The organism is Methylobacterium sp. GC_Met_3 (assembly GCF_026540775.1).
Classification (GTDB): domain Bacteria; phylum Pseudomonadota; class Alphaproteobacteria; order Rhizobiales; family Beijerinckiaceae; genus Methylobacterium.
In genome coordinates, this window is record NZ_JALNUL010000007.1 from 40,078 (window position 1) to 61,408 (window position 21,331).

Annotated in this window: 20 protein-coding genes; 11 read left to right on the forward strand and 9 right to left on the reverse strand. The window is 67.5% G+C overall.

The genetic code is table 11. The features are described from left to right. Nucleotides 1-192 precede the first annotated feature (192 nt). The 3 genes from OXS27_RS11765 to OXS27_RS11775 are packed head-to-tail and all read left to right on the forward strand — an operon-like array spanning nt 193 to nt 2,160. Nucleotides 193-1,329 (forward strand): flagellar basal body P-ring protein FlgI, encoded by a 1,137-nt coding sequence (locus tag OXS27_RS11765; protein ID WP_267356370.1) that lies wholly within the window; start codon nt 193-195, stop codon nt 1,327-1,329. Nucleotides 1,330-1,355: 26 nt separating this feature from the next. Further along, nucleotides 1,356-1,700 carry a rod-binding protein gene (locus OXS27_RS11770; protein WP_267356371.1) on the forward strand — a complete coding sequence of 115 codons (345 nt, stop codon included), beginning with the start codon at nt 1,356-1,358 and terminating at the stop codon, nt 1,698-1,700. Next, nucleotides 1,687-2,160 (forward strand): hypothetical protein, encoded by a 474-nt coding sequence (locus tag OXS27_RS11775; RefSeq protein ID WP_267356372.1) that lies wholly within the window; start codon nt 1,687-1,689, stop codon nt 2,158-2,160. The genes OXS27_RS11770 and OXS27_RS11775 overlap by 14 nt, the downstream gene beginning before the upstream one ends. Nucleotides 2,161-2,180: 20 nt before the next feature. Here the strand turns inward: OXS27_RS11775 and OXS27_RS11780 are convergent, their stop codons facing one another. The 5 genes from OXS27_RS11780 to OXS27_RS11800 all read right to left on the reverse strand — a co-directional run bounded on the left by OXS27_RS11780 (nt 2,181) and on the right by OXS27_RS11800 (nt 7,680). Next, nucleotides 2,181-2,501 carry a hypothetical protein gene (locus OXS27_RS11780; protein WP_267356373.1) on the reverse strand — a complete coding sequence of 107 codons (321 nt, stop codon included), beginning with the start codon at nt 2,499-2,501 and terminating at the stop codon, nt 2,181-2,183. A gap of 1 nt (nt 2,502) precedes the next feature. Next, the gene (locus OXS27_RS11785; RefSeq protein ID WP_243925579.1) at nt 2,503-2,763 is read right to left on the reverse strand and encodes a hypothetical protein; all 261 of its coding nucleotides are present in this window, start codon (nt 2,761-2,763) and stop codon (nt 2,503-2,505) included. Nucleotides 2,764-2,913: 150 nt separating this feature from the next. Continuing rightward, complete coding sequence (locus tag OXS27_RS11790) at nt 2,914-4,470, reverse strand: flagellin (RefSeq protein WP_267356374.1); 1,557 nt, start codon at nt 4,468-4,470, stop codon at nt 2,914-2,916. 2 nt (nt 4,471-4,472) lie between these two features. After that, nucleotides 4,473-6,302, reverse strand: a complete 1,830-nt coding sequence (gene flgK, locus OXS27_RS11795) for a flagellar hook-associated protein FlgK (RefSeq protein WP_267356375.1) — start codon at nt 6,300-6,302, stop codon at nt 4,473-4,475. Between the two features lie 31 nt (nt 6,303-6,333). After that, nucleotides 6,334-7,680 (reverse strand): flagellar hook-basal body complex protein, encoded by a 1,347-nt coding sequence (locus OXS27_RS11800; protein ID WP_267356376.1) that lies wholly within the window; start codon nt 7,678-7,680, stop codon nt 6,334-6,336. A 290-nt stretch (nt 7,681-7,970) separates the two neighbouring features. Here OXS27_RS11800 and OXS27_RS11805 point away from each other — a divergent pair, with 290 nt between their 5' ends. After that, nucleotides 7,971-8,438, forward strand: a complete 468-nt coding sequence (locus OXS27_RS11805) for a BLUF domain-containing protein (RefSeq protein ID WP_243925575.1) — start codon at nt 7,971-7,973, stop codon at nt 8,436-8,438. An 8-nt stretch (nt 8,439-8,446) separates the two neighbouring features. Beyond that, nucleotides 8,447-8,905 carry a response regulator gene (locus OXS27_RS11810; protein ID WP_243925574.1) on the forward strand — a complete coding sequence of 153 codons (459 nt, stop codon included), beginning with the start codon at nt 8,447-8,449 and terminating at the stop codon, nt 8,903-8,905. Between the two features lie 64 nt (nt 8,906-8,969). Here OXS27_RS11810 and OXS27_RS11815 read toward each other — a convergent pair whose 3' ends face one another. Further along, nucleotides 8,970-10,583: a peptide chain release factor 3 gene (locus OXS27_RS11815; RefSeq protein WP_243925573.1), complete on the reverse strand. Its 1,614-nt coding sequence runs from the start codon at nt 10,581-10,583 to the stop codon at nt 8,970-8,972. A 179-nt stretch (nt 10,584-10,762) separates the two neighbouring features. Here OXS27_RS11815 and OXS27_RS11820 point away from each other — a divergent pair, with 179 nt between their 5' ends. Next, on the forward strand, nt 10,763-12,292 hold the full coding sequence (locus OXS27_RS11820; protein WP_243925572.1) for a DUF1800 domain-containing protein: 1,530 nt from the start codon (nt 10,763-10,765) through the stop codon (nt 12,290-12,292). Further along, nucleotides 12,289-13,476 carry a DUF1501 domain-containing protein gene (locus OXS27_RS11825; RefSeq protein WP_267356377.1) on the forward strand — a complete coding sequence of 396 codons (1,188 nt, stop codon included), beginning with the start codon at nt 12,289-12,291 and terminating at the stop codon, nt 13,474-13,476. The genes OXS27_RS11820 and OXS27_RS11825 overlap by 4 nt, the downstream gene beginning before the upstream one ends. A gap of 240 nt (nt 13,477-13,716) precedes the next feature. Here OXS27_RS11825 and OXS27_RS11830 read toward each other — a convergent pair whose 3' ends face one another. Then, entirely contained in the window at nt 13,717-14,763 is a 1,047-nt protein-coding gene (locus OXS27_RS11830; protein ID WP_267356378.1) for a low specificity L-threonine aldolase, read from the reverse strand. Nucleotides 14,764-14,984: 221 nt separating this feature from the next. Between OXS27_RS11830 and rpsU the strand changes: the two genes are divergently transcribed. Further along, nucleotides 14,985-15,320, forward strand: coding sequence for a 30S ribosomal protein S21 (gene rpsU, locus OXS27_RS11835; RefSeq protein ID WP_243925569.1), 336 nt, complete (start codon nt 14,985-14,987; stop codon nt 15,318-15,320). Nucleotides 15,321-15,754: 434 nt separating this feature from the next. Here rpsU and OXS27_RS11840 read toward each other — a convergent pair whose 3' ends face one another. Beyond that, nucleotides 15,755-16,147 carry a response regulator gene (locus tag OXS27_RS11840; protein WP_243925568.1) on the reverse strand — a complete coding sequence of 131 codons (393 nt, stop codon included), beginning with the start codon at nt 16,145-16,147 and terminating at the stop codon, nt 15,755-15,757. A gap of 320 nt (nt 16,148-16,467) precedes the next feature. On the opposite strand from OXS27_RS11840, the gene OXS27_RS11845 reads away from it, so the two are divergent. Continuing rightward, on the forward strand, nt 16,468-17,253 hold the full coding sequence (locus tag OXS27_RS11845) for a class II glutamine amidotransferase (RefSeq protein ID WP_267356379.1): 786 nt from the start codon (nt 16,468-16,470) through the stop codon (nt 17,251-17,253). 101 nt (nt 17,254-17,354) lie between these two features. Then, on the forward strand, nt 17,355-18,788 hold the full coding sequence (locus tag OXS27_RS11850; protein WP_267356380.1) for an NAD-dependent succinate-semialdehyde dehydrogenase: 1,434 nt from the start codon (nt 17,355-17,357) through the stop codon (nt 18,786-18,788). A gap of 8 nt (nt 18,789-18,796) precedes the next feature. Here the strand turns inward: OXS27_RS11850 and OXS27_RS11855 are convergent, their stop codons facing one another. Next, a complete protein-coding gene (locus tag OXS27_RS11855) occupies nt 18,797-19,003 on the reverse strand; it encodes a SlyX family protein (protein WP_244008210.1) in 207 nt (68 codons plus the stop codon). 835 nt (nt 19,004-19,838) lie between these two features. Here OXS27_RS11855 and OXS27_RS32565 point away from each other — a divergent pair. Next, complete coding sequence (locus OXS27_RS32565) at nt 19,839-21,314, forward strand: PAS domain-containing methyl-accepting chemotaxis protein (protein ID WP_276592380.1); 1,476 nt, start codon at nt 19,839-19,841, stop codon at nt 21,312-21,314. Nucleotides 21,315-21,331: the final 17 nt, after the last annotated feature.

Sequence of the window (21,331 nt, forward strand, 5' to 3'; positions counted from 1 at the left end):
CCACGGGGTTAAGCGTCGGTAAACGAGCCGGCAGAAGCTGCCGGGTAGGCAGGTCCGGTGCCGGTGCCGGACGCCCACCGGGATCGCGGCTGTTTTCAAAAAGATAATGGTTTGAGATGCTTGGCAGCCGGCCGCTGATGGCACGGCGCTGGCAGGAGGACGGCAGGTCCGTTCACCCGTGAAACCCTCGGCATGCGCCCGCGCCCCGCGATCCGTCTCCTGCAAGTCCTGCTCGGCCTCGTCGCCGGTGCGCTGCTGCTCGGCGCCCTGTCGGGTCCGGCGCTTGCCCTGTCGCGGGTCAAGGACCTCGCCTCCATTGAGGGCGTGCGCCAGAACCAGCTCGTTGGTTACGGCATCGTGGTCGGCCTCAACGGCACCGGCGATACGCTCAACAACATCCCGTTCACCAAGCAATCCCTCCAGGCAATGCTGGAGCGGCTCGGCGTCAACACCCGGGGCGCCACGATGCGGACTCAGAACCTCGCCGCCGTCATGGTGACGGCGAGCCTTCCACCGTTCTCCGCACAAGGCACCCGGATCGACGTGACCGTCTCCTCGCTTGGCGATGCCAAGTCGCTTCAGGGCGGTACGCTGCTGGTGACGCCGCTGCTCGGCGCCGACGGCGAGGTCTACGCCCTGGCTCAGGGCTCGGTGGCGATCGCGGGTTTCGCCGCCGAGGGTGCCGCCGCCAAGATCACCCGGGGCGTGCCGACCAATGGCCGCATCTCCAACGGCGCCAATATCGAGCGCGAGATCGCGTTCAAGCTGAACGACGCCAAGGCTCTGCGCCTGTCGCTGCGCAACCCCGACTTCACCACCTCGAAGCGGATCGCGGCGGCGATCAACGATTTCATGGGCGCCGACACGGCCGAGCCCACCGACCCGGCCACCGTGACGATCCAGATCCCGGCCCGATACAACGGCAACATGATCCGCCTGATCACCGAGGTGGAGCAGCTGAAGGTCGAGCCCGATCAGACGGCGCGAGTGATCGTCGACGAGCGGTCCGGCATCATCGTGATGGGCCGCGACGTCCACGTCTCCACGGTGGCGATCGCGCAGGGCAATCTGACCATCACGATCACCGAGCAGCCGCAGGTGAGCCAGCCGGCCCCTCTCTCCAACGGCCGCACCACCGTGGTGCCGCGGACCGGCGTGAAGGTCGATACCGGCGAGGGCAACAAGCTGGCCCTGGTCAAGGAAGGCGTGAGCCTGCGCGAACTGGTCGATGGTCTGAACGCGCTGGGCGTCGGCCCCCGCGACCTGATCTCGATCCTTCAGGCCATCAAGGCGGCCGGCGCCCTGCAGGCCGAAATCGAGCTGATGTGACGACACCGTAAGGGGAGGGTACGATCATGCTGCAAGGTGCCACCATCACGGCGAACGTCGCCGCCAGCCTCGGAACCGCAGCGGATGGCCGCATCGGCCCCGCCAGCAAGGCCAAGGCCTGGAAGACCGCGACCGAGTTCGAGTCGATGTTCCTCGAATCGAGCCTCGACAGGCTGACGCAGTCTCAGGGGACCGACGGCCCGCTGGGCGAGAACGGCACGGGCGGCGGCGTTTACCGTTCGATGCTGACCAAGGAATACGCGGGACAGATCGTGAAGAGCGGCGGCGTCGGCATTGCCGATTCGATCTTCCGTGAAATCATGAAGATGCAGGGAGCAGCGAGCGATGGAGCGACCCATGCACAAGGCTGAGCAATTGCGTGTCGCGGATCGCGTGACCGCGGAGGCGCTGGTCGCGGGCGTGCTCGGCAATATGTCGGCGCTCGAGGCTGTGCTCGCCGAGGAAGCGGACCACGTCCGCGCCGGGCGGTTGCGGGAGGGGATCGCGGCGTCCGAGCCGAAAGCGGCGCTGGCGGCCGCCTACATGCAGAGGCTCGAGGTTGCCAAGGCGAACGCCGTGGCGCTGAAGCGTTTCCATCCCGAGGGCGTCGAGCGCCTGCGCGCAGCGCACCGGCAGTTCACCGCCGCCGTGGAAGCGAACCAGACCGTGCTCGACAGCGCCCGGACTGTGTCGGAAAGTCTGATCAAGTCCCTGGCCGAGGAGATCGGTCGCGCAAAGTTGCCCGCGACCTACGGCCGCCAGGCTCAGGCGCCCTCCCCTTATGGACGCGGCGTGCGCAGCGGACCCCTGGTCCTGTCCCGGAACCTCTAGGATACCGGCGAACGGGGCGGTCAGCGGCGGCCGTTGCCGATCCGCACGTAGGTCCGAACCTCGCCGAGATCCGTGTCGGCGCGATTGTCGATCGCGAGGCGACCCGCGACGAGCGGCGCCGCCGCCGGAGCGTGCCCGGCGCGCAGATCCATCCCGGCGGTCACCCGGCCGGAGATGCGCACGCAGCTGTCGCTGCCCGCCAGGCGCACGAAACCCGGCCCCTTCGACGGACAAGGCACTGGCCCAGGCGCCACAGGCGCCTTTGGCAACTCGGCGGCGTAAGCGGGGGAGCTCAGGAAGATGGCTGCCAGGAGCAAAGCCGGCAGCAGTTTTTCCGGCATCTCAGGCGGCCTGTCGCGTCAACTGCCGGTGCAGCGAATCGATATAGTTTTCAACCTGCGCGATGAACGCATCGCGATCCGGCTCGACGGTGCGCAGCCGTGCAAGATCACGCAGGAGGATGTCGAGGGCGATACCGCGTTCGTCCAGACGGGCGTAGCCAGCGGCGTACAGATCAATCGCCTGCTCCATGAGGACGATGGCGCCGACATCCGGCGTGGGACCAAGCCGGCGGAGACGCTCGACAGGTTCGGACAACGACATGCGAACCTCTCCTCACATCGGCGGCGACGCGAAGACGCATCCGCAACCCATGGTTCACTGCGGGAAAGCGGCGAGACTATGATCGCGGCGGCCGATCGAGATCGGCTTCACCAAAGAGGTGCGCGACGGCACATCGACCGCCGGACTTCCTCAGCTGATGTAATTGACGAGCGAGAGCTTCGAGAGCGTGGCGGTGATCTGGTAGCTCGCCTGAAGCCGGTTCTGGACGTCGAGGAGCTTGGCTACGACTTCCTCGGTCGGGGCCTGCTCGATCCCATCTATGGTATTCTGGACGGTGTTCTGGGTGGCCGCGTTGGTCGTGCCGGCATTGGTCAGGCGCGCGGACGCGAGCGAGAGCTGAGTAACGGTGTCCTGAACGCTGGGGCTCGTATACGCGGAGGTGAGGAGCTGTCCGGCCCGATCGACCACGGCCTGATAGGCCGTGTTGACGTCGCCGCTGGTCGTGGCCGGCAGGGCGTACGCCATCGTGGCGAGGCCGGTCAGCACTTTCTGGATCGAGGCATCGTTGGCCCGTGCGCCGGTGCCGACGCTGGCACTCGCGCTGATCTGGACCGATTGCGTGTCGATCGCCGGGGTGCCGGAATCCTCGCCCTGATACCAGAGGACGGTGCTGTCCTTGGTTCCAGCGACGTAGCTCGGCGTGCCGCTTGGGTCGGCGATGCGCGGGGGATAGACAGGCTTGTTGGCCGAGCCTGTGAAGAAGTTCTGCGCGGCGGTTGCCGTCGAGCTGGCCGCCAGAGTGGTTCCGGCAGCGCCCTTCAGGGCGTTCTGCAAGGCCCCGTTGAGGTTGTCCGCGGTAGCGGCCGGGCTTGCGCCAATCGAGAAAGTCGCCCCCGTTCCCGTAGACGACGTTTCCGTGGTCCCGCCGACTGCGGTGAGCGTCAGCGTCGTCGAGGTACCGTCGTGCATCTGCAGCGTAACCGTGACGCTGTCGCCGACAGCCGGCTGACCGGTCACGTTGAAGCTCACCGAACCTGGCGTGCCGGTTGTTCCGGTGACGGGGGCCGCGCTGATCGCGGTTGTCGACGACGAGGCATTGCCCAGCGTGAAGCCGAAGGTCCCGCGGGTCGCGTCATTCGGCTCCGAGATCTTCACCGGGTTGTTTCCGGCGGAAGAAACCGTCAGCCGACCCATCCCCGATCCGAGATCCGCCGCCACTTGGTCGGCAATGTATCCCTGCAGACCGAGCTTCTTGCTCCCGTCGTTGTTGATCGATCCGTTCAGGATCGTGGTCCCATCCACCACTGGCTGCGTGGTCGCATTGCCGCCGCCGAACAGGTAGTTGCCCGCCGCCGACTGGTTGAGCGTGTCGAGGGCGGTCTGCAGGCCCGACAGTGCAGTCGCGCGACCCGCGACACTGGTGGCCGCGGCGCTCTGGAGGCCGTTGTTGAGGGCGTTCCGGGCGCTCGTCCCGATCGTTGCGACCTGCGTCAGGCTGGTGACCGCGAGGTTCGTGCGCGTCTGGGCGATACCGATACCAGCGGCGTAGCCGGTGAGCGCGCTCAGCGTGGCCTGGGCGGAGAGCGCCGTCGACCGCCCGGAGCCGAGGCCACCATAGGTCGTCGCCACCTTTCCGCTGGAGACCTGATTCGACAGGTCGTTCAGCTGGTTCTTCAGCGCCGTGAGGTGCGAGGCGTTGCGGGCCGTGATGTAGGAGCCGGCCGCGAAGGGCGTGATCGTCGTCATGATCAGATCTGCAGCAGCTGGTTGAGCATGTCGCGGGCTGCGGAGAGCACGCGGGCGTTGGCACCGTAGGCGGTCTGCAGAGCGATCAGGTTCGACATCTCCTGGTCGATGTTGACCCCCGCCGCGGAGGAGAACCGGGCCTGCGCGGTGGAAAGCGCGGTCTGCTGCGTCGCGTCGATCGCATTCGCGTTCGCGGAAGCCGCGCCTTGCGTCGCGATGATGTCCTGCGCGAAGCCCGCCACGGTGGCGGTGTAGGGCGCCGAGACCCCGCCGATCCCGCTCGCCGACGAGAAGGTCATCGCCGTGGAGGTCAGGGCCGAGAACAGGAGCTGTGCGCGTTTACCGGTCGCGGTCGGGTCCGTGGCGCTCGTCGCCGTCAGGAACGCCGTGTTGGCGGAGATATTCTTGTTGATGGTGAGGCGTTGGGCCAGACCCGCGAGCTTCGATCCGCCGTCGAGCGAGCCCGTGTAGAGGCTGTTGCCCGCGCCGTCGACGAACAGCGCGATCTGCGGATAGCCCGATGCGGGATCCGCCGAGGTCGGGACGGTGATGCTCGCCGTCCCGGTGACCTGCGGGGAGGCGGCCGAACTCGTGATGGTGATCGCCGCGCCGATGCCGGACGCCGACAGGGTTGAATCGAGGGAATTCAGCGCCGCGCTGACTTGGTTCGGATCCACCGGGATCCGGATCTTCGCCACGAGGGCGTTGGCGTCTGCGGTCTGGCTCGCCGTGATCGGCGAGGCATCGTTGGACGCGACCAGGATGATGTTCCGGCCCGTGCTGTTCGCGTTGGCGGGGATGATCAGGGTGTTGCCGGCCTGGAGGCCGGTCAGATCGATCGCAGCGGAATTGCCAGCCCCCTGGGTCGCCGTCACCTGCTTGTTGGTGAGCGCGGTGGCGAGCCCGGCCGCAAGATCGTCGAGCTGGCGCTGAGCCTGCGGCAGCGTCTGGTCGCGCAATTCGAATTCGGCCGCGAGGCTGCCGGAGCGCAGCACATTCGGTGCGCCGAGATCGATGATGCCGCCGCCCGGCAGCGTGGCGGTGATGGTCCCGACCGAACGCTGGTTCGGATCGGTCGCGTAGGTCGACGTTGCGTTCAGGGTGCCGCGCCCGTCGAAGCTCAGGGAAGCCGCGGATCCCCGGTCGACCAGCGTCACGCCGGACTGGGTGATGACCGAGATCGTCCCGTCGCGCTGCGGGGTGGTCTTGACGTCCATGTAGCTCGACAGGCTCGTGACCGCCTGATCGCGCTGGTCCTGCAGATCGGCGATCGAGGCGCCGTCGGAGGTGTTCTGGATCTTGGTGTTCAGGTTCGCGATGCTGGTCAACAGCGCGCCCGCCGCGTTCGTATCGGAGCCGAGTTGCGCCTCGATCCCGCTGCGCAGGGACTGCACCGTACCGGCGGCACTGTTGATCTGGCTGGCCAGCGCCGAGGCATTGCCGAGGACCGTCGTGCGCGCCGCCGCGGAGGTTGGGCTTGCGGCCAGCTCCTGCAACGACTCGGTGAAGGTGTTCAGCGTGCCGTCGAGCGACGCCGCGGTGCCCGGTGTGCCGTACAGGGCATCGAGCTGCGTGGTGATTCCGGCCTTGGTGCTGGCGTAGGCAGCCCCCGACGTCTCGAGCCGCAGCTGGTTGAGCGCCGCAGCGTCGAAGCTGCGCGTGATCTGCCCGGCCGCGACCCCGGAATTGTTGGGGCCGGTGGAGACCGTCGAGAGCGTCCGCTTGACGTAGCCCGCGGTCCCTGCGTTGGCGACGTTCTGCGAGACGACGTTGATCGCCGCCTGCGTGGCGGCCAGCCCCGCGGTGGCGGTCGAAAGCGCATTCAGCGACATCTCACACCCTCCGCGGCCCGGCGCTCATCACTCAGCGGATCACGTTGAGCAGATCAGACATCATCGTCTGAGCCGTCGACATGACCCGCGTGTTCGCAGAATAGGCCTGCTGGGTTACGATCATCTTAGAGAATTCGGTCGCAATGTCGGTGTTGGATTGCTCGATGCTCGCCCCTGAAATCGTGCTGCCGTTGAGCCCGGTAAGCGGCGGACCGGAATCGACCGTCTGGAGATAGTTGCCGCTCGTGTCGCCCTTCAGGCCGTCCGGATTGGCGAACTGAGCGATGCCCACCGTGGCGATCGCCGCCACCGACCCGTTGGAAAACGTGCCGTTGACCTTGCCGTCGCTTCCGACATCGACGCTCGTCAAGGTGCCGGCGGAATTGCCGTCCTGGGTCAGCTTGTTCGTCGTGACGGCGCCGCTCGTATCCGAGTACTGCGTCAGGCCGCCGGTTCCGATGTTCATGCTGACGCTTGGAAACGTGTAATCGCCGATGGTGATTGCGCCGAGGGGAACAGGATTGGCGGTCGGCCCCAGCATCTTGCCGGTGGAGTCGAACGTGAAGTCCTGCCCGACATTCTGCCAAGCGCTCGCGGTTGCCGAGACTGTCGGGTCGGATGCGTAGAAGAGATTCCACGCCGCAGGGGTGTTGCTGGCTGGGTCGGCATCCTTCATCTTCGCCCAGCGCGTGCTCAAGGTCAGCGGCGCGCCGGTCGCCGTGTAGGCCGTGACCGAGGGGCCGGAGATGCTCTTGCTGACGAAATCCGGAGCATTCGCCGCAGTGACCGAGGCGCCCGCCGCGCCATTGAAGGTGTCGTCCTTCGTGGCGGCGTAATTGGCGGTCGCGGGCGTCGCCGGCAGGTTGGCGGCGTAAGTGATCGTGGTCGTCGCCTTAGCCGGAAGCGAAACGCTGCTGAGCTGGACGGGGCCCGTGCTGACCACCTGGCCGGTCTTCGGGTCGAGATTCGTGCCGGTGAGGTATCCGCCGGCGCCGTTGACCAGATAACCGTCCTTGTCCTGCGAGAAGTCGCCCCGGCGGGTGTACATGGTCGTGCCGCCCAGCGTCGAAGCTCCGTTCGCATCGCCGGTCTTCTGCACCACCGTGAAGAAACCCGTGCCGCTGATGGCCATGTTGGTCGGCACGGTGGTCGCGATGATGTTGCCGGCCAGCGTGTTGGTGAGTTGCGACTGCGCCAGGACGGAACCGGAGGTCTCACGCTTCGGAGTCGATTCGTTCATCAGGTCGACGAAGCTGGTGTCGACGCGCTTGAACCCGGTCGTCTGCGAATTCGCGATGTTTCCGGAGATGTTGCTGATGGCGTAGGATTGCGCCTGCAATCCGGAGACCGAGGTCTGCAGGGCTGAGAAAAGATCCATGGCGAGCGATCCCGATGCGCGCCGGCACGGCCCGCAGCCCCAAATGGCCGCAACCGCTGTGCCAGGGTTAAGCCCTTGAAAACACTGAGTCTGCTTCGGAGCGACCCGGCAGCCTTGGCAGTCTGGACGACCGGAGCCGGCAAATCCTGCCCAGCCGGCTCGTGATGGCCGGCAGCCCTCGTTTACGACGCGTTATCCGGACCCATGCGAGACTCGCCTTCGGCCAGAATCGGGTGCGGCGCGTCCTACCGGGAAGCGTCGAACCGCTGGGGATTTCAGGTCTCGGGATCATGCGGGCGAAACGGACGAGCCTCGTCCACATCATCTACTTCTCGCGCCTGAACCTGTCGTCGGACGCGGCGAAGCGGTCGGAGCAGATCGGCGATATCGGCCGCATCGCCCAGAAGAAGAACGAGTTCGCGGTCATCACGAGTTTCCTCGTGATCGAGGGCAACTTCGCCTGCCAGGTGATCGAGGGCGAGCGCTCGTCCGTCCACGAGACCTTCGACCGGGTCAGCGCCGACAGCCGCCATCGGGACGTGCAGATCAGCGAATGGCGCGAGATCGCCAAGCGCGAATTCGTCCACTCCTTCAAGAGCGCGCAGCGCACGCCCGGGAACGAGACGCTGTTCGCCAAGGCCAACCTGCTGCCGATGCTCCAGCGCGGCACACCGAAGGCCTCGGCGATCCACGGGCTGTGCCTGTCTCTGCAATCCGACACGATGTCCCGCCAGGGCATCGATCATCTCTTCGTCTGAGCCGCGCGATGTCCGAGAGCGATACGCCCCCGATCCTCATCGTCGATGATCAGGAGAAACTTCTCCGGCTGATCATCATGCTGATGACCCGGATCGGTTTCCCGGACGTCGAGGGCGTCACCAGTGCGCCCGAGGCCCTGGAGCGCCTGCGCCAGCGCCGCTACGCCCTGGTGATCTCAGACCTCGACATGGAGCCGATGGACGGGCTCAGCCTGCTGCGCGAGATCCGCGCCGACGATGCGCTGATGAACACGCCGTTCATGCTGACCGAATCGTCCTTCGACTTCGAGGATATCAACCTCGCTCACCAAGCGGGTGCCGACGCCTTCATCCTCAAGCCGTTCGACATGGCGGTGCTGAAGACGAAGCTGAAGCAGGTGCTCAACCGCAAGCCGCGCAAGCGAGAGGCGCCGATGGCGGCGGAATCGAGTTTGAGTGTGGAATTTCCGATGCTCGGGAAGTTTTAGGACCAGACCCCTTCCCTCCCCCGCAGAGGGGGAGGGAGGGCACGGTTCTGCCCACCCCTCCGCCTCACGCCGCCCGCTTCTGATAATCCTTCACATCAGTGAATCGCACCGCCGGGTAGCGCTCCTCCTCGTAGCGGAGCGAGAACGCCGTGGTCGCCATGAAGACCGGCGCCCCGTCGAGATCCTTCGCCATGGCCGAGCCGTGCGTGTCGATGAACTTGTCGAGTTCGACTTCCGAATCTGATTCGATCCACCGGCAGACCGAGAACCGCGAGGTCTCGTAATCCACCGGCAGGCCGTACTCGGCCTGGAGCCGCTCCTTCAGCACGTCGAGCTGGAGCGCGCCGACCACGCCGACGATCGCCTGGCTGCCGTCCTGCGGCACGAAGACCTGGACGACGCCCTCCTCGCCCATCTGCTGGAGCGCCTCGCGCAGCTTCTTGGCCTTCATGGCGTCGGTGAGCTTGATCCGGCGCAGGATTTCGGGGGCGAAACTCGGGACCCCGCGAAACACGATATCCTCGCCCTCGGTCAGCGTGTCGCCGATCCGGAGCGTGCCGTGGTTCGGGATCCCGACCACGTCGCCCGCATAGGCCTCGTCGGCGATGGCCCGGTCCTGGGCGAAGAAGAATTGCGGCGCCGAGAGCGAGATCGGCTTTCCGGTCCGCACCAGACGGGCCTTCATGCCCCGGTTGAGCTTGCCCGAGCAGACCCGCATGAAAGCGATGCGGTCCCGATGGTTCGGGTCCATGTTCGCCTGGATCTTGAACACGAAGCCGGTCATGCGCGGCTCGGTCGGCTCCACGAGGCGCTTGTCGGCGTCCTGGCCCCGGGGCGGGGGCGCCACCTTGGCCAGCCCGTCGATCAGGTCGCGCACGCCGAAATTGCGCAGCGCCGAGCCGAAGAACACCGGCGTCAGGTGGCCCTCGCGGAACGCGTCGAGATCGAAGGGCTTGAGCCCGCCCTCGGCGAGTTCCACCTCCTCGCGCCACGTCGCCGCCGCGCCGTTCTCGGTGAGCAATTCGTCGAACAGCGGGTCGCCCGGCCCGGAGACCGTCACCATCCCGGCATCCTCGGCGGCGTCGAGCCGGCGCACGCGGTTGCCGCCGAGCTCGTAGGTCCCGGAGAAGTTGCGGCCGGTGCCGATCGGCCACGTCACCGGGGCGACGTCAAGCGCCAGCGTCTTCTCGATCTCGTCCAGCAGCTCGAACGGGTCGCGGGCCTCGCGGTCGAGCTTGTTGATGAAGGTGACGATCGGGATGTCGCGCAGGCGGCAGACCTCGAACAGTTTTCGCGTGCGCGCCTCGATGCCCTTTGCGGCGTCGATCACCATCACGGCCGAGTCGACGGCCGTCAGGGTCCGGTAGGTGTCCTCCGAGAAGTCTTCGTGGCCTGGCGTGTCGAGCAGGTTGAAGACGCAGTCGCCGTACTCGAAGGTCATCACCGAGGTGACCACCGAGATACCGCGCTCCTTCTCGATCCCCATCCAGTCGGAGCGGGTCGAGACCCGGTTGCGCTTGGCCTTCACCTCGCCGGCAAGCTGGATCGCCCCCCCGAACAGCAGCAGCTTCTCGGTCAGCGTCGTCTTGCCCGCGTCCGGGTGCGAGATGATCGCGAAGGTGCGCCGCCGCGCCACCGGATCGGCCGGCTTCGCCTCGGTCTTGGTCTGCATCAGCATGGAGCGAGCGCTCTGGATCGGCGGAACGTGAGGGTGCGCCTCGGGCGCGGTCTCGGGATCGTGTAGCGGCACGCCCCGATATTGGCAAAGACGCGGGGCTCATCGGGACGTCCCTTCAGGGACCGTACACGAGCCCGGCAACAGGCTCCGTAGGCTGGTTCACGACCCGCGAGGCTGCCTTGGTACGCGACGCACCACGCTGTCTCCTGATCGCCGCCCTGCTCGTGTCGTCCGCGGGGCCCGGGCCGCAGGCGGCCGGCTCGCCCGTTCCCTCGGCGGCGGCCGATGTCGCCTTCCTCGACGCGCTGACCTGGGGCGCCACGCCCTCCGCCTTCGCGCAGCTCGAGGCCGAGGGACGCGCGGGCTGGCTGCACGGACAGCTCCATCCGCCCGCAGAGACACGGTTGCCGCCGGAGGCGCAGGCCGCCGTGGACGCGCTGACGCCGCTGGGCAGCCTGTTCGAGCGGGCCCAGGCGCTCGACGCACAGGCGAAAGCCTTCAAGGACATCCAGGACCCCGAAGCCAAGAAGGCCGGGCAGCAGGCGTTCCAGGCCGCACTCAATACGGCGGCCCGGAACGCCGCCTCATCCTGGGTGCTGCGCGCCCTCTACAGCCCGGACCAGCTGCGCGAGCGGCTGACGTGGTTCTGGTTCAACCGGTTCAACGTGCACCAAGGCAAGGCGACGCTCCGCGCCGCCGTGGGCGACTATGTCGACACCGCGATCCGCCCACACGCGCTCGGGCACTTCCGCGACCTGCTGATGGCGAGCCTGCGCCACCCGGCGATGCTGCGCTACCTCGACAATGCCGACAACGCCGCCGGCCACATCAACGAGAACTACGCCCGGGAGATCATGGAGCTGCACACCATGGGTGTCGGCTCCGGCTACTCGCAGGGCGACGTCGAGGCGCTGGCGCGGATCCTGACGGGGGTCGGCATCGACCTGAAACCCGAGGATCCCAAAGTCCGGCCCGATCACGCCGCCGATTTCCGCCGCGACGGGCTGTTCGAGTTCAACCCGAACCGCCACGATTACGGCGACAAGATTTTCCTCGGCACGCGCATCCAGGGCCGCGGCTGGCCGGAGGTCGAGGAGGCGGTGACCCTCATCGTCCACCATCCCGCCACCGCCACGAACGTCTCCCGGTCGCTCGCCACCTACATCCTCGGGCAGGCACCGGACGACGGGCTGGTGGCCCGGCTCGCCGCGATCTTCACCCGGACGGACGGCGACATCGCGGCGGTCATGGAGGCGCTGGTGCGCGAGCCGGCCTTCACGGCCGAGCGCGCCGGCGCCTTCAAGGATCCGGTGCGCTACGTCTTCTCGGCCGTCCGCATGGCCTATGACCAGCGCGTGATCCTCAATCCCGGCCCGGTGCTCGGCTGGCTGAACCGGCTCGGCGAGGGCCTGTTCAACCGCTCGACGCCGGACGGCTACCCGCTCGATTCCGCTTCCTGGAGCGGGCCGGGACAGCTCGCGACCCGCTTCGAGATCGCCCGGCAGATCGGCTCCGGCTCGGCCGGGCTGTTCAAGCCGCCGACCCCTGATCAGCCGGAGCAGCCGGCCTTCCCGGTTCTCGCCAACGGGCTCTACTTCACGGCCCTGTCGGGCAGCCTCTCGGCCTCGACGCGGGCCGCGCTCGCGCAGGCGGTCTCACCCCAGGACTGGAACACCCTCTACCTCGCCTCGCCGGAGTTCATGCGATGAACCGTCGTGATCTGATCCGCGCCTCGGCGGCGCTCGGCCTGTCCACGGTGGCGGGGCGCGTCTGGGCGGCGCCGAAGGCCGATGCCCGCCTCCTCGTGGTGTTCCTGCGCGGCGCCTACGACGCCGCCAACGTGGTGATCCCCACCGGCAGCGATTTCTATTACCGGTCGCGGCCGAATCTCGCCATCGCCAAGCCCGACGCCGCCGATCCCAAGGCCGCCCTGGCGCTCGACGCCGACTGGAGCCTGCATCCGGCGCTCCGTGAAACAATCCTGCCCCTCTACGCCAAGGGACAGGCGGCCTTCGTGCCCTTCGCGGGCACCGACGACCTGACGCGCAGCCATTTCGAGACCCAGGACACGATCGAGATGGGCCAGACCATCGGGGCCGTGCGCGACTACAATTCCGGGTTCATGGCGCGGCTGGCTACGGAGCTGACCCGGGTCCGCCCGATCGCCTTCACCGATCAGATGCCCCTGATCTTCCGGGGCGGCGAGACGGTGCCGAACATCGCCATCAACGGCGTCGGCAAGCCTGGCATCGACGATCGGCAGGCGAAGCTCATCGCCGCCATGTACAGCGGGACCAAGCTCGCCGGAGCCGTCAGCGAGGGCTTTCGCGTGCGCGACGAGGTCTACCGCTCGATCTCCGACCATGCGGCGCAGGCCGACCGCGGCGCGGTCTCGCCGAAGGGGTTCGAGCTGTCGGCCCGGCGCATCGGCCGGCTGATGCGCGACTCGTTCAACCTCGGCTTCGTGGATGTCGGCGGCTGGGACACGCACGTGAATCAGGGCGCCGGGACCGGCTACCTCGCCGATCGGCTGGGCGAGCTGGGGCGGGGCTTGTCCGGCTTCGTCGAGGAGATCGGGCCTGGCTGGTCCGATACCGTGGTGGTGGTCCTATCGGAGTTCGGCCGCACCTTCCGGGAGAACGGCAACCGTGGCACCGACCATGGCCACGGCAGTGCCTACTGGATCCTCGGCGGCGGCGTCCGGGGTGGTCGGATCGCGGGGCCGCAGGTGCGCGCCGACGAGGCCAACCTGTTCCAGAACCGGGACTATCCAGTGCTGACCAACTATCGCGGCCTGCTCGGCGGCCTGTTCCGACGTCTCTACGGCCTCGATCAGGCGAGCCTGCGCCGGATCTTTCCGAGCGCGGACCCGGCGGATCTGGCGCTGCTTTAAGTAGACTTGTGCTGGCGTTCCAACGGCACATGTCAGTCTTCCACCGACAGAGTAGCCAAGCGCAACCGGCCCCCTCTCCCGAGCGGGAGAGGGAACCCGCGCCTCATTCGGCGCCGGTGGCGTCACCGTCGTGGAACGTGAACTCGCTCACACGTCGTCCGAGCAGATCTTTGTGTAGCCACAGGTTTTCGCCGCAGAACCGGGTGCCCTTTTTGCGAGACCTGCTGCAGCGGCCTGGCCTCAGGCCGCCGCAGCCGTCAGCGCACGCAGATCCGCAACCAGCGCGTCCACCCGCTCAGGCTGCGCGTCCCAGGCGAACATGAACCGCGCCCCGCCGCCGATGAACGTGTAGAACCGCCAGCCCCGGGTGCGCAGGGCCTCCATGGTGGCGGGCGGCAGCGTCAGGAACACCGCGTTGGCCTCCACGGGAAACAGCGCCCGCACCCCCGGCAGACCGGCGACCGCCTCGGAGAAGCGCTGGGCGCAGGCATTGCCGTGGGCCGCGTTCCGCAGCCACGCGCCGCTCTCCAGCATCCCGACCCAAGGGGCGGCGAGGAAGCGCATCTTGGAGGCGAGCTGGCCGGCCTGCTTGCAGCGATAGCCGAAATCCTCGGCGAGATTGGGATCGAAGAACACCACCGCCTCGCCGGCATGCATGCCATTCTTGGTGCCGCCGAAGCACAGGACGTCGATGCCCGACCGCCACGTCATATCGGCGGGGCTGCAACCGAGGCTCGCGCAGGCATTGGCGAAGCGCGAACCGTCCATATGCAGGGCAAGCCCCAGCTCCCGGCAGGTGCCAGACAGCGCCCGCAACTCGGCCAGGGTGTAGACCTGCCCGGTCTCGGTGGGCTGGGTGATCGTCACCACCCGGGGCCGGGGGAAGTGAATGTCGCTGCGGTTGGTGGCGAGGCTGCGGATTGCCTCCGGAGTGAGCTTGCCACCCTCGGTCCGGACGGTGAGCAGCTTCGAGCCGTTGGAGAAGAATTCCGGCGCGCCGCACTCGTCGGTTTCGACATGGGCCGAATCGGCGCAGATGACGCTGTGGTAGGATTGGCAGAGCGCGGCAAGCGCGAGGGCGTTGGCGGCCGTGCCGTTGAACGCGAAGAACACCTCGCATTCGGTCTCGAACAGGTGGCGGAAGGCGTCGGCGGCCCTGGCGGTCCAGGCATCCTCGCCATAGGCCGGCGCGTGGCCGCGATTGGCCGCCTCCATGGCCGCCCAGGCCTCAGGGCAGATGCCGGAATAGTTGTCGCTGGCGAATTGCTGCGAGTCGTCCTGTCTCATCCCGGCAACCTAGCACGGCGGTCGCGCAGATCGATCGTGCGAACCGGTTGGAACTGGTGCGCGGTTGGTGTAATAGCCCCGTCAAGGCGTGTGCTCCACGCCGATTCGGAAACCGACGTTCCCGTCCCTCCCGGGTCCATCCCGGCCGAGGGACGTTGTCGGTTTCCAGATCGGCGGCGGGCTGCGCGAGCCCCAAATCCAGGTCCAGAGGATCAAGTCCGTTGCAGGTACTCGTTCGCGACAACAACGTCGATCAGGCGCTCCGCGTCCTCAAGAAGAAGATGCAGCGCGAGGGCATCTTCCGCGAGATGAAGCAGCGCAAGGCTTATGAGAAGCCCTCCGTGCGTAAGGCGCGTGAGAAGGCCGAGGCCGTCCGCCGCGCCCGCAAGCAGGCCCGCAAGACCGCGATCCGCGAGGGCCTGATCGCCGCGCCGAAGCCGAAGCCCCGTTTCCCCGCCGGCAGCCGTCGCCCCGGCTTCCCGTCGCCGTCGGCCACCCAGGGCCAGGGCGGCAACGCCTCGGGTCAGGTTCCGGTGACCCCGGCTCCCGCCGCCTGAACGACGACACCGCGACAAGAGAAAACCCGGCCCGCGCGAGCGGCCGGGTTTTTTCGTTTGGGTCGGCGCGATAGCGTTAGGGATGGCGGTTCAGCTCAGCGACGCGCCCGGCCTCCTCTGCGGGCCGAGACCGGCACGGGTTTCAAGCCTCGGCTGGCTCGACCATCGGCAGGATGAGACGCGTGTCCCGTCTCCCGCGCCGGAGAGGTCTGCTTTCGCAGAAAGCCGGGTGAGGGATGAGAACGTTCAGAACGCGGAACCGCCTGAACGCGCTGCGCCAGGGTGCTTTATTCTGATTATTCTGGACCCTCACCCCAACCCTCTCCCGCACGGGAGAGGGGGCGCGTCGGCGCTATGTCATCATCCGCATGCCGAACCGGTGTAGCCTTCAGCTCTGCAGAAGCAGGAAAAAAGGCCGACTGCGCCTCGCCCGCTCAAGCCGCCTTTGCAGCCATCGTTGCGTGCTCGGCCTGGACCAGCACGTCGAGCGCCCGCCAGGGCTTCTGCATGTAGACCGCCTGATCGGGCAGGCGCGCATCGCGGCTCGCGCCGGAGGTCACGACCACCCGAACGTCCGGCCAGCGGCGGCCCACCGCCTGCGCCAGGGAGACACCGTCCATGGCGCCCGGGAGGCGCACGTCGGCGAAGAGCAGCGCCACCGTGACGTCCGTGCGCTCCAGCACCGAGAGCGCGGCCTCGGCGCTTTCGCAGGCGATCACCCCGAGATCAGTCTCTTCCAGAACCGCGGTGGCAAGGTCGCGGACCGCCGCGTCGTCCTCCACGACGAGGGCCACCGGGTTGGAACACTCGGGCTGTGCGCGATCCATTGATGTCTCCTGAGCTGGGTGCGATGCCCCACACCGGGGTTACGACCTGCGAATGAGGCTTCTGATTCCCCGATTCGGCCATGCTGACCTGTCAACAGCCGGCTCACAAGAGTCCGCGCCGTCTGGGACGGCATGCCCGCCCTGCGATCAGTCCGCTGCACATTCGTGCGATGCGCCCGAATTTGGCGCATTGGCTGTGCGGTTAAGAAACTGTTCACCCGTGTGGACCGACTGTTAACATCCTGTGACGGAACGTCCCCACCCCGCGGCGAAGTTCCATCGGGTTCGCGTGGGCCAGAGCTGAAGGATCGTTGTCCGACATGTGCCGTTTCCTCGCCTACAGCGGTGAGCCGGTCTTCCTCTCCGACCTCGTCTGCGCGCCGACCCACTCGCTGGTGCACCAGTCGCTGCATGCCGATGAGGGGAAAACCGAGACCAACGGCGATGGGTTCGGTATCGGGTGGTATGCGGAGCGGCCGGAGCCCGGCGTCTATCGCGACATCTCGCCGGCGTGGTCGGACGAGAATTTGGTGAATCTCTGCGGGCAGGTGCGGGCGCGAACCTTCTTCGCCCATGTCCGGGCCTCGACCGGCACTGCGACCGCCCGGGCCAATTGCCATCCGTTCGTCCACGGCCGGCACCTGTTCATGCATAACGGTCAGATCGGCGGCTATCACCGGATCAAGCGCCGGCTCGAAGCCATGATCCCCGATGCGCTCTACGACAACCGCCGCGGCAGCACCGATTCCGAGGCGATTTTCCTGCTGGCGCTCGCCAACGGGCTCGAGCAGGATGCCGTGGGCGCCATGGCACGGACCCTGACGATCATCCGCGGATTGATGGACGAGGCCGCAATCTGTGAGCCTGTCCGATTCACCGCGCTGCTCACCGACGGCGAGACGCTGACCGCCTTTCGCTGGGCCTGCGACGGCCGCCCGCCGAGCCTGTACTACCGCGAGGGGCCGGGTGGGATCGTGGTGGTGTCCGAGCCGATCGACGGCTGCCGCGAGGGCTGGCGCATGGTGCCGAAGGGCGCAACGCTCCGCGCCCGCCACGGCAGCGCTACCCTCGTGGAGACGCCCGGGCTGGCCCGCGCCGCGGCCTGAGTGACAACCGGACCAGCCATGCCGCTGCGGGCATTGCCCGGGCGCGCCGAATGGCCACAATCCGCTGGCCGCCGATGCTGCGGCCATGCGGGATTTGATCGATGTATCCGGATACCGAGCTTCACATCGCCGGACGCTGGCGTGCGGGTGTCGAAGGCGAGACCCTCGCGGTCCTGAACCCCGCCACGGGCGAAACGATCGGCCGATGCGCGGTGGCCGGCATGGCGGACCTCGACGAGGCCCTGGCGGCGGCGGCCCGCGCCTTCCCCGTCTGGCGGAAGGTGGCGCCGTTCGAGCGCGGCAAGGTGATGCGCAAGGCCGCTGACCTGCTGCGCGCCCGGGTCGACGACATCGCCCACACCATGACCCTGGAACAGGGCAAGCCGCTGGCTGAATCGCGGATCGAGACGCTTGCGGCGGCCGACATCATCGACTGGTTCGCTGAAGAGGGAAAGCGCGCCTACGGCCGCGTGATTCCCGGCCGGGCCGATGGCGTGCTCCAGGCGGTGATCCGAGAGCCGGTCGGCCCGGTGGCCTGCTTCACGCCGTGGAACTTCCCGATCAACCAGGCGGTGCGCAAGATATCCGCGGCGCTCTGTACGGGCTGCACGGTGATCCTGAAGGGCCCCGAGGACACGCCGGCGAGCTGCGCCGCCCTGGTGCGCGCCTTCCTGGATGCCGGCATCCCCGGGGATGCGCTCGCGCTGGTCTACGGCGACCCGGCCGCGATCTCGTCCTACCTGATCGCGCATCCGGTGATCCGGAAGATCTCGTTCACCGGCTCCACGGTGGTGGGCAAGAAGCTCGCGGCGCTGGCGGGCGAGCACATGAAGCGGGCCACCATGGAGCTTGGCGGCCACGCACCGGCGATCGTGTTCGGCGATGCCGACGTGGACAAGGCGGTCTCGATCCTCGCCCCGGCCAAGTTCCGGAATGCCGGACAGGTCTGCGTTTCGCCGACTCGCTTCCTCGTGCACGATTCCGTGTTCGACCGCTTCGTGGAGGGCTTCACGACCTTCGCCAAGACCCTGAAGGTCGGCGACGGGCTCGATCCCGAGACCAAGATGGGCCCCTTAATCCACGGGCGGCGCCTCGATGATGTCACGGCGCTGACGGTGGACGCCGAGTCGGGCGGCGCCACCCTGCGCGCCGGCGGCAAGCGGATCGGAAACCGGGGCAACTTCTTCGAGCCGACCGTTCTCACCGAGGTCCCGCTCACCACCCGGATCATGAACGAGGAGCCGTTCGGCCCGCTCGCCATCATCAATCGGTTCTCGGACGACGAGGAGGCCCTGACCGAGGCGAACCGGCTGCCCTTCGGTCTGGCGGCCTACGCGTATACCCGCTCGGCCGAGCGGGCGGCCCGGGTGTCGAATAGGGTCGAGAGCGGCATGATCTCGATCAACCATCACGGCCTCGCCCTGCCCGAGACGCCGTTCGGCGGTGTCAAGGATTCCGGCTACGGCAGCGAGGGCGGCCCGGAGGCGCTCGACGCCTACCTCGTGATCAAGTTCGTCACTCAGGCGAATTTCTGACCGGCCACTCAGTAATGTGGGGGCGGCGGCTCGGGGCCGCGTGGGGATGCCCGGGCCGCCGCCTCCTCGACCTGCTCGCGCAGGCCCGCGATCAGGCGGGACAGGCGGTCGATCATACGCCACTGCTCGGTGACGGTGCGGTTCAGATCCTCGATCGTCGCCTCCTGTTCGGTGAGGCGCATTTCGAGACGGTCCATCCGGCTCGGCTCGTCCATCCCTGATCTCCTTCGGCCCGGCATCGGGCCGGCCGCGCGCGGATCGTTTTTGCGCACCTTGCGCCCGGCCCGCCGGAGGAGCCGAACGATCATGCGAATGCCCACCACGATCCCGGATCCCAAATCAGACCGCGCGGCACGCCACCTGATAGGCAGAGGTCCCGCGCGCACCTCTTTGACCCAAGCGCACCGATCCGCCTTCATTCGGAACCCGTCAACGCTTTGAGGGCGTCCGGGCGTCCATACAATCACGCATCGGAAAACGCGCGGCTGTACCGCTTGGTGTGATCCGCTCGATCAGCCTGATTCCCTCACTCATCCGCTGGACGGACGCCATCTTCTCCCACTCGTAAGAAGCTGTTGGAGGCAGGGGTAATTCAGGATGAGGCGTGGGCACCTTTTACGTCACCGCTACGCCTGCCCCGCCCATAAGTTCAGACGATCCAAGGCAGGCTGAGAATTGCCGCAGTCAGGAAAACGCGCTTCGCCTCAAGGTCGTTGGCGTCGGACTCAGACATGTCGATCCGCTCGCTCAAGAACCTTGACCATTTCCTCTCCGCACTCCCTGGATTACGACGCGGTGGATGTGCGCGGAGCGGGAGCCGTGACTTCGCCGATCACAGCATGGCCCTCGACATACACGCCGGTCGTTTGACGGCAGGGCTTGGACGCTCCGCTGGCCCAAAATTTGTCTTGGCCGAGCCCGATCGGCGACTCGTCTGTCTACCACCAGACAAAACCGGCCCTTCGGATCGATGTTCGGACAAATTAGAGCATTTTAAACCGTCTTACCGTAAATAATTAGACAGATGGACTAAATGGATCGGGGCTGACGATGGCAATGTTCGGGTCGCGTTCGGAAATGCCGCTGGCTGCGCTCGACCGGACCATGGGCCGGGTCGAGTTCGATCTGGCCGGCCACGTCACGGACGCCAACGCGATCTTCCTCGATGTCATCGGCTACAGCCTCGCGGAGGTGCGCGGGCGCCACCACAGCCTGTTCGTGTCTGAAGCCGAGCGCACGGGCCCGGGTTACGCCGCGTTCTGGGATCGCCTGCGGGCCGACCAGCCCGAGGTCCGTGAGTTCGCCCGCCTGACCAAGGACGGCCGCATCGTCTGGATCAAGGGGGCCTATACCCCGGTCCTCGACCGCAACGGAAAAACCGTCAAGGTCGTGAAGATCGCCACGGACGTCACGGCGGAGCGGGCGCGCAACGCCATGGACGCGGGCCAGATCGCAGCCATCAATCGCTCGCAGGCGGTGATCCATTTCGCCATCAACGGGACCATCACGGACGCCAACGCGAACTTCCTCGCCACCATGGGCTACACCCTCGATGAGGTTCGTGGCCGTCATCACCGGATGTTCATGCCCACCGCCGACGCGGCGAGCGCGGACTATCAAGCGTTCTGGGCCGCGCTGGCGGCGGGACAATATCAGGCGGGCGAGTTCCGCCGGATCGGCAAGGAGGGTCGGACCGTCTGGATCTTCGGCGCCTACAACCCGATCCTCGACGCGGACGGCAAGCCCTGCGCGGTGGTCAAGTTCGCCACCGACGTGACCCAGCAGGTCGAGGACCGGCATCGCCGGGCCGAGGGCCAGCGCGCCATCGACGGGGACATCGCGGCGATCCGGGATTCAATGAGCCGCGTCGTTCGGCAGGCCGACGAGACCGCCGAGGCGTCGAACCAGACCGCCCGCAACGTTCAGGCGGTCGCAGCCGGCTCGGAAGAGTTCTCCGCCTCCATCGAGGAGCTGAGCCGCCATGCCCTCGGGGCGAAAACCTCGGTCGACCAAGTGGTGATCCGTGCCGAGGAGGCGGGGGCGATCGTGGTCGGGCTGACCGGCGCCGCCGACCGGATCGGCGCCGCCGTGAACCTGATCCGCTCGATCGCCGATCAGACGAACCTCCTGGCCCTCAACGCCACGATCGAGGCCGCCCGCGCGGGCGCCGCCGGCAAGGGCTTCGCGGTCGTGGCCGCCGAGGTGAAGGCGCTCGCCGAGCAGACCGCCCGGGCGACCGGCGAGATCGGCAGCCAGATCGCGGCCGTCCAGGCGGAGACCGCCAAGGCCGTGTCGGCCATCGACGGGATCGGCGTGACCATCGAACAGTTGAGCGCGATCACGCTCAGCGTCTCGTCCGCCGTGACCGAGCAGGCGGCGGTGACCCGCGACTTGACCGAGAACATGCAGTCGGCCGCGCACAGCGTCGATACGGCGCGCGCCGCCATGGCCGACATCGCGGCCTCGGCCGCCCAGGTGGACCGCTCGGTGCGTCAGGTCTCCGAGGCGGCCCGCGCGCTGGCCTGAGCGGACGGCCTCGCCGG

Excerpts from the sequence above, each read along its gene's own strand:
- OXS27_RS11765 (WP_267356370.1), top strand. The coding sequence starts at position 193 with ATGCGCCCGCGCCCCGCGATCCGTCTCCTGCAAGTCCTGCTCGGCCTC.
- OXS27_RS11770 (WP_267356371.1), top strand. The coding sequence starts at position 1,356 with ATGCTGCAAGGTGCCACCATCACGGCGAACGTCGCCGCCAGCCTCGGA.
- OXS27_RS11775 (WP_267356372.1), top strand. The coding sequence starts at position 1,687 with ATGCACAAGGCTGAGCAATTGCGTGTCGCGGATCGCGTGACCGCGGAG.
- OXS27_RS11780 (WP_267356373.1), bottom strand. The coding sequence starts at position 2,501 with ATGCCGGAAAAACTGCTGCCGGCTTTGCTCCTGGCAGCCATCTTCCTG.
- OXS27_RS11785 (WP_243925579.1), bottom strand. The coding sequence starts at position 2,763 with ATGTCGTTGTCCGAACCTGTCGAGCGTCTCCGCCGGCTTGGTCCCACG.
- OXS27_RS11790 (WP_267356374.1), bottom strand. The coding sequence starts at position 4,470 with ATGACGACGATCACGCCCTTCGCGGCCGGCTCCTACATCACGGCCCGC.
- flgK (WP_267356375.1), bottom strand. The coding sequence starts at position 6,302 with ATGTCGCTGAATGCGCTTTCGACCGCCACCGCGGGGCTGGCCGCCACG.
- OXS27_RS11800 (WP_267356376.1), bottom strand. The coding sequence starts at position 7,680 with ATGGATCTTTTCTCAGCCCTGCAGACCTCGGTCTCCGGATTGCAGGCG.
- OXS27_RS11805 (WP_243925575.1), top strand. The coding sequence starts at position 7,971 with ATGCGGGCGAAACGGACGAGCCTCGTCCACATCATCTACTTCTCGCGC.
- OXS27_RS11810 (WP_243925574.1), top strand. The coding sequence starts at position 8,447 with ATGTCCGAGAGCGATACGCCCCCGATCCTCATCGTCGATGATCAGGAG.
- OXS27_RS11815 (WP_243925573.1), bottom strand. The coding sequence starts at position 10,583 with ATGCTGATGCAGACCAAGACCGAGGCGAAGCCGGCCGATCCGGTGGCG.
- OXS27_RS11825 (WP_267356377.1), top strand. The coding sequence starts at position 12,289 with ATGAACCGTCGTGATCTGATCCGCGCCTCGGCGGCGCTCGGCCTGTCC.
- OXS27_RS11830 (WP_267356378.1), bottom strand. The coding sequence starts at position 14,763 with ATGAGACAGGACGACTCGCAGCAATTCGCCAGCGACAACTATTCCGGC.
- OXS27_RS11840 (WP_243925568.1), bottom strand. The coding sequence starts at position 16,147 with ATGGATCGCGCACAGCCCGAGTGTTCCAACCCGGTGGCCCTCGTCGTG.
- OXS27_RS11845 (WP_267356379.1), top strand. The coding sequence starts at position 16,468 with ATGTGCCGTTTCCTCGCCTACAGCGGTGAGCCGGTCTTCCTCTCCGAC.
- OXS27_RS11850 (WP_267356380.1), top strand. The coding sequence starts at position 17,355 with ATGTATCCGGATACCGAGCTTCACATCGCCGGACGCTGGCGTGCGGGT.
- OXS27_RS11855 (WP_244008210.1), bottom strand. The coding sequence starts at position 19,003 with ATGGACGAGCCGAGCCGGATGGACCGTCTCGAAATGCGCCTCACCGAA.
- OXS27_RS32565 (WP_276592380.1), top strand. The coding sequence starts at position 19,839 with ATGGCAATGTTCGGGTCGCGTTCGGAAATGCCGCTGGCTGCGCTCGAC.